Annotated in this window: 11 protein-coding genes; 8 read left to right on the top strand and 3 right to left on the bottom strand. The window is 63.1% G+C overall.

Annotated elements, in window-relative coordinates:
* Window positions 1-213: 213 nt before the first annotated feature.
* Window positions 214-579, bottom strand: a complete 366-nt coding sequence (locus AB0L58_RS42690) for a hypothetical protein (RefSeq protein ID WP_364397365.1) — start codon at window positions 577-579, stop codon at window positions 214-216.
* Window positions 580-736: 157 nt separating this feature from the next.
* Between AB0L58_RS42690 and AB0L58_RS42685 the strand changes: the two genes are divergently transcribed.
* From AB0L58_RS42685 to AB0L58_RS42665, 5 genes are all read left to right on the top strand, one after another.
* Window positions 737-1,336, top strand: coding sequence for a TetR/AcrR family transcriptional regulator (locus AB0L58_RS42685; RefSeq protein WP_364397362.1), 600 nt, complete (start codon window positions 737-739; stop codon window positions 1,334-1,336).
* A 135-nt stretch (window positions 1,337-1,471) separates the two neighbouring features.
* Window positions 1,472-2,128, top strand: a complete 657-nt coding sequence (locus tag AB0L58_RS42680; RefSeq protein WP_364397359.1) for a TetR family transcriptional regulator — start codon at window positions 1,472-1,474, stop codon at window positions 2,126-2,128.
* A gap of 50 nt (window positions 2,129-2,178) precedes the next feature.
* A complete protein-coding gene (locus AB0L58_RS42675; protein ID WP_364397356.1) occupies window positions 2,179-3,117 on the top strand; it encodes an ABC transporter ATP-binding protein in 939 nt (312 codons plus the stop codon).
* A complete protein-coding gene (locus AB0L58_RS42670) occupies window positions 3,114-4,772 on the top strand; it encodes an ABC transporter permease (RefSeq protein WP_364397353.1) in 1,659 nt (552 codons plus the stop codon). The genes AB0L58_RS42675 and AB0L58_RS42670 overlap by 4 nt, the downstream gene beginning before the upstream one ends.
* A gap of 194 nt (window positions 4,773-4,966) precedes the next feature.
* On the top strand, window positions 4,967-5,698 hold the full coding sequence (locus AB0L58_RS42665; protein WP_364397350.1) for a hypothetical protein: 732 nt from the start codon (window positions 4,967-4,969) through the stop codon (window positions 5,696-5,698).
* Between the two features lie 80 nt (window positions 5,699-5,778).
* Here AB0L58_RS42665 and AB0L58_RS42660 read toward each other — a convergent pair whose 3' ends face one another.
* On the bottom strand, window positions 5,779-6,270 hold the full coding sequence (locus AB0L58_RS42660; protein WP_364397347.1) for a TetR/AcrR family transcriptional regulator C-terminal domain-containing protein: 492 nt from the start codon (window positions 6,268-6,270) through the stop codon (window positions 5,779-5,781).
* 120 nt (window positions 6,271-6,390) lie between these two features.
* On the opposite strand from AB0L58_RS42660, the gene AB0L58_RS42655 reads away from it, so the two are divergent.
* From AB0L58_RS42655 to AB0L58_RS42645, 3 genes are all read left to right on the top strand, one after another.
* On the top strand, window positions 6,391-6,990 hold the full coding sequence (locus AB0L58_RS42655) for a TetR/AcrR family transcriptional regulator (protein ID WP_364397344.1): 600 nt from the start codon (window positions 6,391-6,393) through the stop codon (window positions 6,988-6,990).
* A 1,101-nt stretch (window positions 6,991-8,091) separates the two neighbouring features.
* Window positions 8,092-8,409, top strand: coding sequence for a helix-turn-helix domain-containing protein (locus AB0L58_RS42650; RefSeq protein ID WP_364397341.1), 318 nt, complete (start codon window positions 8,092-8,094; stop codon window positions 8,407-8,409).
* A gap of 1 nt (window position 8,410) precedes the next feature.
* Window positions 8,411-9,658: a S1 RNA-binding domain-containing protein gene (locus tag AB0L58_RS42645; RefSeq protein WP_364397338.1), complete on the top strand. Its 1,248-nt coding sequence runs from the start codon at window positions 8,411-8,413 to the stop codon at window positions 9,656-9,658.
* Between the two features lie 20 nt (window positions 9,659-9,678).
* Here the strand turns inward: AB0L58_RS42645 and AB0L58_RS42640 are convergent, their stop codons facing one another.
* The gene (locus AB0L58_RS42640; RefSeq protein WP_364397335.1) at window positions 9,679-11,013 is read right to left on the bottom strand and encodes a cytochrome P450; all 1,335 of its coding nucleotides are present in this window, start codon (window positions 11,011-11,013) and stop codon (window positions 9,679-9,681) included.
* Window positions 11,014-11,190: the final 177 nt, after the last annotated feature.

The raw sequence follows: 11,190 nt of genomic DNA, 5'->3' as shown, positions 1-11,190 counted from the left end.
GAGCATGGTCGCCTTTTCCTCGGTGAAAGTGACCTTTTCCATCTGAACCCTCCTCGAAACAACGGGACGAACCCAAAATCGTTGCAGGACAAAGCTTTTCAGCACAAACCAGATGTCATCAGTGCAATACGTTGCTACCGTGGCCTATTCGCACGACTGCTCGGCGGTGTGCCGCACTCGGCTGATATGGCCGCTCTCCCGAGCGCGGCCCGGTCAGGATCGCCGCGGGAGCGCCGCCAATCCCGCCAGCGCGAACAGTGCGGCTCCACCGCCGATGAGAGTTGCGCCGGAGTCGGTGACACCGCCGCGGCGGCCGAATACCACTGCTACGGCGTCCCCCGCATCCGCGAGCGCGCCGAGTCGCAGCCCGGTATCGCGAACCACCGGATCGGAGCTCAGGGTCGCCAATCCCAGTGCGACATCCCGAATACCGAACATTCGGGCAATGGTGCCACCGTCGGTGTCGGGCACCGCAATACCGAGCGATCGGCGAGCCAGCACCGGCCGCCCGAATGTGGACAGGCCGATCGCAAGTCGCGCGATACCCAGTCCGCGGGCGATCAGGAAACGGTGCGTCATAGCAACTCCTTCAGCAATCAGCGGCGGATCAGCACGTGGCCCCAACCCCGAACACCACCGGAATAACGGGTCGACAACCACCGGCTGCCCTCTCCCGCCAGGGCGAATACCTTCAGTACCGCAGATACTGAAGGTATCAGACCTTACTATGAGTACCGTGAGCGATGTCAAGCCCCAACGCCTGGACTACGTCGAGCAAACCCGCCAAGCGCTCGTCGAGGCAGCCGAGCGGCTGTTCACCGAAAACGGCTACCACCGAACCTCGTTGGACGCGGTCGGCGCCGCGGCCAGATTCACCAAAGGCGCGGTATACCGACACTTCAAGGACAAGCAGTCACTGTTCGAAGCCGTGTTCATCCGGGTCCAAACCGACACAGCGACCACTCTGCTCGCAGACACCCCCACGACCGGCGATGCCTGGCAATGGGGCCTGGACACGGTCGCGAAATATCTGCAGGCATGCACCCAGACGCGATACCGACGCATCGTCCTCGAAGAAGGCCCAGCAGTACTCGGCTGGTCGAGATGGCGCGAACTCGACCAGCAATACGCCGGCCACCTCCTCGAACAAGTCCTCATCGAACTCATGAACAAGCAAGTCCTGCCACACTATCCAGCCCACCCGCTCGCACGCCTATGCTGCGCACTCATCGCCGAAGCCGCACTCACCATCACCGACACCAACACCCCCGACACCACCCGGGAACAAACCCTCGCCATCCTCACCAAACTGCTGACAGGACTACGAGAGCCGTAGCAATACGTCAAGATCACTGCCGAACTTCGACGACTCCGCCCCTCGCCCCACCAATCCGCCGACCACCAGCAGTTCCCCAGGAAACATGGATCTGACACTTGCGCGACAATTGAACATGCGTTTAATGTACTAAACATGCGTTTAAGAGAGCAACCTTACCGGAAGGATCCGCCTTCGGATCTGAACACTCGGGCCCGTATCCGGGATGCCGCGATCGTCGTATTCGGCGAAGAGGGGTTCGGAGCCGGTGTTCGAGCGATCGCGAAGGCGGCGGGTGTGTCGCCCGGGTTGGTGAATCATCACTTCGGGTCCAAGGATGGACTGCGAGCGGAGTGCGACGAGCATGTTCGTACGCTCATCCGGACGGCGAAGACGGAGTACGTGCTGGAGCCTTCGCCGACTGCGACGCTGCGAGCGCTCACGGAGATCGAGGAATACGCGCCGCTCATTGCCTACCTGATGCGGACCTTTCAGGCGGGCGGTGCCCTTCTGGTGACGTGGTTCGAGCATATGGTGGCCGACATCGAGGCGTATCTGGCGATCGGCATCGAGGCTGGGACCTTGCGCTCACCAACGGATCTCAAGGCGACGGCCCGCTATCTGGCGACCCAGAACGGCGGTGGGTTCTTCTTCTTCCTGCAACTGCACGAGGCCAGGCACGACGGGGAGCTCGATTATCGAAAGGCGCTTCGCGAATTCGCCGAACAGATGATGCTGCCAGCCGTCGAGATGAGCACGCACGGTCTGTTCACCGATTCGACGGTGCTCGATGCCCTGCTCGCCGAACAGTGATCCAAATTCTCACAGACAAATATTGATCCTCAGTCTCTCAAGGAGATTCGATGTCATCGGCAATTGACGTCCGCGACCTGCGCAAGCATTTCGGACGGGTACACGCTCTCGACGGTCTCAACCTCGAGGTCGTCGAGGGGGAAGTGCACGGCTTCCTCGGCCCGAACGGGGCGGGCAAGTCGACCACCATCCGTATTCTGCTGGGCATCCTCGCCCGCACCTCGGGCGAGGTACGTGTGCTCGGCCGTGATCCGTGGGCCGACGCGGTTGGCCTGCACAGCGAGATCGCTTATGTTCCAGGTGATGTCACGCTGTGGCCGACGCTGTCCGGCGGTGAGACGATCGATCTGCTGGCCCGCATGCGCGGCGGTCTGGATCCCGATCGTCGCGAGGAGTTGATCGAGCGGTTCGAGCTGGATCCGCGCAAGAAGGCCCGCACCTATTCCAAGGGCAACCGGCAGAAGGTCGCCCTGGTGTCGGCGTTTTCCTCCAACGCGAATCTGCTGATGCTCGACGAGCCCACCTCAGGGCTGGATCCGTTGATGGAACAGGTTTTCGGGGAGTGTGTCCAGGAGGCCACCGATCGGGGGGTGACGGTGCTGCTGTCCAGCCACATCCTGTCCGAGGTAGAGACGTTGTGTGACCGCGTCACCATCATCCGCGCCGGCGCGACGGTGGAGAGCGGCACGCTCGCGTCGATGCGGCATCTGAGCCGCACCTCGATCAAGGCCGAAATGATCGGTGACCCGGGCGATCTCGGCCGGATCGCGGGAGTCGAGGACGTCAGCATCGAGGACCACACGCTGCGCTGCCAGGTCGACAGCGAACATCTGGGTGAGTTGATCCGGATCCTCGGTGATGCCGGTGTGCGCAGCCTGGTCAGCCAGCCGCCGACACTGGAAGAGCTGTTCCTGCGTCACTATTCGCTCGACGGGCACAACGCCGGCAGTGCTGATTCGGGCCGCCACTACGCGGAGGCATCGAAATGACGACCGCCACTGCCACGCGCCCGCACTACGGATTCGCCGAATCCGCCCGCAGCGCCTCAGCTTTCGCCGGAACCCTGCAACTGCTGCGGCTGTATCTGCGGCGCGACCGCATTGTGCTGCCGCTGTGGGTGCTGCTGCTGTCCGCCCCACTGGGCAGCGTCTACGTCAAGAGTATCGAGAAGCTGATCAACACCCCGGCCGACCTGGCCGACTTCGCGAACTCGATCCTGTCCAGCCCGGCACAGTTGGCCATGTATGGACCGATCTACAACACCACGCTCGGTGCGGCGGGGGTGTGGAAGGCCGGGCCGTTTCATGCGCTCATCGCGATCGCCACGATCCTCACCGTTATCCGCCACACTCGCGCGGAGGAGGAGACCGGACGCGAGGAACTGCTCGCGTCGACCCAGGTCGGGCGGTTCGCGAGCCTCACTGCCGCGCTGACAGTCGCTTGCGGAGGTGCGCTGGCCACCGGGCTGATCGGTGCTGCCAGCATCAAGGGCGCCGGGGTGCCCGGCAATGGCGCCCTCGCGTTCGGGCTCGCCGAGGCCGCCTCGGGCATCGTGTTCGCCGCCGTCGCTGCGGTGGCCGCGCAGCTCAGCGCCGGTGCCAGGACCGCGCGTGGTATCGCCTTCGCCGTGCTGGCAGGCACGTTTACGCTGCGCGCGATCGGTGACGCCCGCGCCGGTGACGGCCCCACAAACGTGCTCACCTGGCTGTCACCACTGGGCTGGTCGTTGCAGGTACGGCCGTTCGCCGGCGATCACTGGTGGATTCTGCTGCTGCACGCGGCGACCACCGCGGTGCTGATCGTCGGAGCCTATCTGCTGTTGTCCCGGCGCGACCTCGGGGCGGGACTGATCGCCGAGCGGTCCGGCGCACCTGTGGCGGGTTCCGCGCTGGCGGGGCCGCTCGGGCTCGCCTGGCGGATGCAGCGTGGCACGCTGGTGGCTTGGTGTGTAGGGCTCAGTTTGTATGCGCTGATGTTCGGCAGCGTGATCAACGGCATCGGAGACGAGCTGGGTTCCAATCAGACCATGCGCGACATCATCTCCCGAATGGGCGGCTCGCAGGTGCTCGAGGATTCGATGGTCACCACGGCCTACACCATGCTTGGCCTCGCGGCGGCCGCGTACTCGATTTCGGCTGCGCTGCGGTTGTATTCGGAAGAAACCGCCGATCGCGCCGAGGCGGTGCTCACCGGTGCGATCGGCCGAATCCGCTGGGCCGCTTCACATCTGGTATTCGCGCTCGGTGGACCGGTAGTGCTGCTGTTGGTTTCGGGTTGCGTCGGTGGCCTCGCCTACGGCTTGGCGGCCCACGATGTCGACGGCAAACTCCCGCGGGTGCTCGGTGCGGCGATGGTGCAACTTCCGGCTATCTGGCTGTTCACCGCCGCGACCGTGCTGCTGTTTGGGCTGCTGCCCCGGTGGACACCGGTGGCGTGGGGCGTGTTCACCGGCGGGCTCGCCCTGTTCCTGCTCGGATCCATCTCCGGCATGCCGCAGTGGGTACTGGACCTCGACCCATACAGCCACCTGCCGAAGCTGCCCGCGGCATCGTTCACCGCCACCCCGGTAGTGATCCTGGTAGCGATCGCGGCAGCGGTGATCACGGTGGGGCTTGTCGGTTTCCGTCGCCGCGACCTGCGCTGAGTAGTCTGCCCCTGGAGCGTTGGCTCCAGGGGCACACCCCACCGGTGACAGCTATTCCGATCGGATGGTCGCCGATGTAGTCATATGCGATGGAAAATTGCAGTTCAAGTCATCGAAATCCCTGACGATCGGAATCGCCGCCACTGACGGCGTCCTGTGATAATCGGCTGACGAGAGAAGCTGGAGGTTACTATATGGATAGCCGTCAGTTCACAAACGAAAAGCGACCACGCTCACAACTTTCTCGGGTGCTCGATTACCGTACAGAAATCCCCATCATCGGTGTTCGCACTGCGGCCGCTATTCACAGTAGCGACTACGATTTCATCACCCTGGGTGTACCGTTCGCCACTACTAACGGAGTCGCAATTCGCACAATAATCATCGACGCCTGGATGGCGGAATACCTGTCGACATATCCCGATGCCGTTGCGCTGCATGCGGGATGTCGCCTCGGCAAAGCAGTATCTATCGGCTCCGCCCGCCGCGAACGATGCAATTGTTCGATGATGAACTCGAACAATTCGGTTTCGCTCGTCGACCTGCACCTCGTGCCGCTGAATGGCGGGCCCGAGCAGGCATCCACGTCACTTCACGGATCTACCAGCCGCAGCGAAACCGCATTACCAAATCACTCGGCGAGTTGCAACTTTCCGTCACAGAATCTGCCGATGGAAGTTCGGCGCACAATGAACTTTGCCGGTAGATCATACGGGCACAGGCAGCCTGAGAAGGAGGGGCTCGCCATGAATACATTATTCGTTGTCTGTGAGATGATTATTATCATTGAGATATTCATGACCGTCGCGTCATTAATAATCGGGTCACTATGGTTGATCTCTCGACGCACTAGCCGCGCTCAGGTCGCTCGATCTGAAAGGCGGGTGGTCGACGTACCGATGCATTCCGGTGCGAGGGAGAAATGATTCGGGTGGTCGAGCACGCGAAGGATGCCGCGGTGGCCATCGGCGCATGGTAATGCGGGACACCTATCGCAATGGGCGAATCACGGTTCCAGTGGAATTATGCCGAACAGTAGCGCTTCGATGCATTTTCGGAATGCCGTGTCGGTGTCGGGTGGGAATGTGACGGATTTGAGGGTGGCCAATAGCGCGGTCAACTGTGGGTAGTCGCCGTGGGGCAGCATCGCTGAGATGTGGTCGGCCATGTTTGCGTGTGCGGAGAATCCGGCTTCTTCTTGTGCGGTGAGGGCGCGTACCCATCCCGTGAGCAAGCAGATGACCGTTAGGGTGGCGGTGGCATCGAGGCCGGTCGGCGCCAACGCGCCGGCCATGCGGTCGAGGTATCGCATGGTATGCGGGTCGACGTTCGACGGTTCGACCTCCGGTACCGATGGGTGGCGTCGGCACACGGCGCGTAATTGTTCCAGGATGCCGATGATGTCGTGTTGCACATCTCCAGTAAGAGACGGGTAGTCGATTTCAGCGGCGAGTCGTGCGATACCCAGTCCGTAGCCGATCGGGATGCGGTGTGTCATGGCAACTCCTTCGGAAACTGGCGTCGATTCAGCAATGGGCGCAATCCGGTAGTCTGCTCGAGCACTATGAAACCATCAGTATCGAAGATACTGAAGGTATCGAACCTTACTATGCGTATCGTGAGTGATGTCAAGCCCCAACGCCTGGACTACGTCGAGCAGACCCGCCAAGCGCTCGTCGAGGCAGCCGAGCGGCTATTCACCGCGAACGGCTACCACCGAACCTCCTTGGACGCGGTCGGCGCCGCGGCGAGATTCACCAAAGGCGCGGTATACCGACACTTCAAGGACAAGCAATCACTGTTCGAAGCCGTGTTCATACGGGTCCACACCGACACAGCGACCACCCTGCTCACAGGCGCCCCCGCGGTCGACGATCCCTGGCAATGGGGCCTGGACACGGTCGCGGAATACCTGCAGGCATGCACCCAGACGCGATACCGACGCATCGTCCTCGAAGAAGGCCCAGCAGTGCTCGGCTGGTCGAGATGGCGCGAACTCGACCAGCAATACGCCGGCCGCATCCTGGAACAGGTCCTCGTCGAACTGATGAACAAACAGGTCCTGCCACACTATCCAGCCCACCTGCTCGCACGCCTATGCTGCACACTCATCGGCGAAGCCGCACTCACCATCGCCGACACCAACACCCCCGACACCACCCGGGAACAAACCCTCGCCATCCTCACCAAACTGCTGACAGGACTACGGGCGCCGTAACGAAGGCCGACCAGCCGTCGAGGTCTCTGGACAGACTTGGCGCCGTCAGCTGACCACAGCCTGGTCGGGAAGCTTCAGATGGCTGAGAAGCATGCGCAAAGTAAGCCGGTAGGGCTCGATTCGGATACGCGGGGGTTCCCACGCGCGGGCAGAAGGACGACTCCCAGATCGACGCGCTCACCGCAGCTGGGTGCGAACGGATCAGGGTGGACAAGACCTCCAGTAAGCTCGCCCATCGCCCGGAATAGGACAAGTGCTTCGATCACCTACGCCGCGGCGACAAACTGGTCATCACCCGCCTGTCGCGGCCATTCGGGTCGGTGCGGCACATGACCTAACTCGCCGCCGCAGTCGCCGAACGCGGCATCGACCTCATCGTGCTCAAACAAGGCATCCACACCACCGCCCCGCCGGGCGATTCCTGTTCCACGTCGTCGCCGCCATGGACGAGATGACCGCCGCACTCACCGAACTGCAGGCGCACGAGCCCGCGAGATGTACGACGAAACCGACCACCGCAGCAAACGCCGATGCACGGTCGCCCGGATCGCCGACACCTTCATCGTCTCCCGCAAAACCATCTACCGCCACCTGACCAAACCTGAACCCAACCATCCACCGGATTGTCAGCGGCCCCGCACCCACGGATGTAGCCCACCCAAATCGCCACACGAAAACTACTCTCTACCAATAGATTACGGCATATACACCCGAACTACCGGGCCCCCGAGGTGCGGCAGGTGATCGGCGAATTACAAGGATGGCTCTGTCGTCCCTCGATCCCGACTGGATAGTGCCTTTCGCGCGACGCCGCCAATCACAGCGCCAGCATATGGCTGTTGGCGTTTCTGCGGCGGACACCGCTTCTCGGTGAGGATGACGCCGAACTGCCGCTGTGGAACGGATCGGGCGGCTATGTGCGAGGCGATGAACACCCTGTGCCCGTGTTGATTCGACTGTTTCCGCAACAACCTCAACGCGTCTGATGGGCGATCGGTGCAGGCCAATGTCTCGATGGCATGCGCCGACCAGACGAAATGCCGTCTCATTGAGAGTGCCGCTGATCTGTCCGATGAGGGAGGTCTGCCGTACGCTTCCCGCGTGACCGCAACCCTCGTCGGCTATGCCCGCTGCTCCCCCGATGAGCATCGCCTGGCCACCTTCGCTGAATTCGACATGGACCTGGTGCGGATGAGGACACGCGAGAGGATGGCCGTCGCGAGGGCCAAGGGCAAGGTGAAAGGCAAGCGGCCCAACCTGTCCGTCCCCCAGCAATCCCACTTGCTGCGGCAGCACCGGTTCGGCGAGCACACCATCGCCGATCTCGCCGAACTGTTCTCCATCAGCCGGGCGACGGTCTATCGGGTCCTGGAACGTCAGGAGACCACTGTGTCCGCATCGATTCGGACAGAGCAGTGACGTGCTGCCCTACACCTACCAGATCACCAAGTACGACCCCGCCGACCGTGACGAGCACGGCACATATACCGGCGCCGAGGAATCGGTCAGCGACCACGGGCCGGTCGAAGCCGCCTACCTGCAGGCGGTGGCCGCCTTCGCCGAAGACACCGGCGTCCACCAGCTGACTATACGAGAGCCGCAGATCACCGGCTTCGTCCACTTCGGCCTGGAGCCCGCAGTCGAGGGCCACGGTCTGTCCGGGCTATTCCCGCCCGACCTCACCGGTTTCCACGACGGCGCGCAGGTGCCGGTAGCCGTCGGCCTGGAACTGGTTCGAGCAATGCTTCGCGACAACGGCGCCTGGTGCCGCCTGGAGGCGGAGGATGTGTTCGCCGTGCACATCGGGTGGGACCAGTACCTCTACATCGGCACCAGGGACCCCTGTGAAAGGGCGTTGTCCCGTACCCGCGCGCTGGGACTGTTTCCCGAACGGCTCGAGGTATCCCCCTACGATGCGGTCTTCGACGACGAGCCCGGCGAACAACGCCCCGCCGACGACCTTTTCTGGGCCCGGCTGCACTGGTACATCGCCACACACCAAGCTGTCGTCTTGGAAGAGGGCTACATCCACAACGCGTCCCGTTGGCACCGCCTCACTATCGACACTGTCGACGCGATACGCGCCGAACTCACCCCTCGTTCTCGACTCACCGTTTGGCCGGACCTGTCCACCAACATCGACGAGATCCTTGCCGCGCTCCCCGATGAAGGCCTGATCGAACTGGTCTGGGAGGACGAACACGGACAGATCATCGGCATCATTGCCGACGAGACCCAGTTCACCGAACTGGCCGCGCGGGTTACCGGCGCACGGGCCGCAACCGTGCTTTCCCTGTATATCGACGAACGCCACCCCCTGTTCACCGCCGTCCTACCCGACAACGACGGCATCCTGCGGGCCCGGTGGCGGACCGAACCAACTCCGAGCGACCACGACTGGGCGTTGTTGAAGACCATGCGCCGAGGCCAGATCTGCAACGGCACCGTCAGCGAGATCGCCAGCTCCGGGGTGACGTTCGTCGACATCGGCGGCTTCACCGCGATGATCAATATTCCGGAACTGTCCTGGCGACCCGTCAACAATCCCTCCGACATCCTCACTGTCGGCCAGGAGATCACCGCACAGATCCTCGACATCGACATGGTGCGCGAACGTGTCACTCTGTCGCTCGAGGTGCCGCAAGAGGGTCCGCCAGATCGAGTTTGATGCTCAATGGTTGTGACTGATCACAGGCGGCCTGCGGCGGACCGGCGGTGACGAACGACAGCCCGTGCGCCTTTACTCGGCGTCACTGAGATGTCTTGGGGGACGGCACGTTCCGGTTCGCGATCTGCCGGAGCGAGGTCGAGATGGGTGAACACGGTGCGGAGCACCGCTATCATTTCGACGAAGACGAGTCCTTCGCCGAGGCATCGGCGCTGCCCACCACCGAACGGTATCCAGGTGTGGCGCTGCGGCGGCCCGGAGCGGAAGCGCTCAGGCCGAAACTCGCGCGGTTGATCGTGCCATTGCCCCGAGTTGTGTACGAGGCTCGCCGCGGCGGCAACCGAAATGCCCGCGGGCAGAAGATATCCGGCGAGTTCGATCGGCTGCGCCAGCACTCGGCCCGCGGCGAACAATGGCGGGCGCTGACGCAGTACCTCATGAGCAACCGCCTCGAGGTAGCCATCGTCGCCGGCGTGCACCGCCGAACGTACCCCGGCCAACACATCGGGTTCGTGGAGGATCCGCTCGAACATCCACGACAGGGCATGGGAGGTCGGCGCGTACCCACCCAGAAACAGGTCTACCAGCTCATCGCGCAACTGCCGGTCGGTCAGTGCGTTGCCCCCATCGGAATGGAGCAGCAACGACAGCACGTCGGTGCACTCCCCGACCGTCAATGCTCGACGGCGCCGTGCGATTTCCGTGAGAATCGGCTCGTCTGCCCGGTCCAGGTCACGTCGGAACCGTTGCAGCGGTCCCATTCGGCGAACCCCCGGCACGAAATCCAGGGGATTCGGATCGGCGAGGGCAGGCAGTACTTCTCGCAATTCGGACAACCGCGCCGGGTCGGCAGCGCCGAAGAGGACATGCAGGATGACCTCTCGGGCGATCACCCGCATGTGTGGATGCAACGCGAAAGGCCGTCGAATCGGCCACTGGCGCAGCTGTTTTGCGGTGATTTCCTCGACCATCTCCGCGTGTCCGGCCACCGACCTCGCTCGGAACGATGGCCACAACAACAGCTTCGCCCGTCGATGCTCGTCCCCGTCCCGGAGACCGAGGGCGGTGCGGCCGAGGATGAGGCCGAGCCCCGCGATCACGTTGAACTCACCGGCGCGGAAGACCGCGGGATCACCGGTGAGCACCTGTTCGATGGCGGGTGGATCGGAGACGACGACGATCGTCCCGAAGGGTGCGATCCGCAAGGTGAAGCAGTTGCCGTAGCGGCGTCGGCAGGCATCGAGAAAGGGCTGGCGCCATCGCCAGACGAGCATGGTCTGCACGGTCGACGGTAGCCGCGGTCCCGGGGGAAGCCCGGCTGCGGCGGGCGCGGTGTCTGCGGGCCGAGAAATCATTGTCACACTCCGGTGTCGAGAGACCCGTTGAGTGGGTCGCCTGTGCGGCACACGATGACTCAGCCGAATGCTCGAGTGCCAGTGACGGCGCTCACTGAACTTCCCCACTGACGCTCACCGAAATTCCCCATTTGTCCCGTGTGGCTCCGCCGTGAAGGGCGGGCCTCCTCCGATGCT

It is taken from the genome of Nocardia sp. NPDC052112, from assembly GCF_040680135.1.
In the GTDB taxonomy this organism is placed as follows: domain Bacteria; phylum Actinomycetota; class Actinomycetes; order Mycobacteriales; family Mycobacteriaceae; genus Nocardia.
The sequence above is the reverse complement of the archived record's forward strand: the minus strand, read 5'-3'. Positions and strand labels throughout refer to the sequence as shown.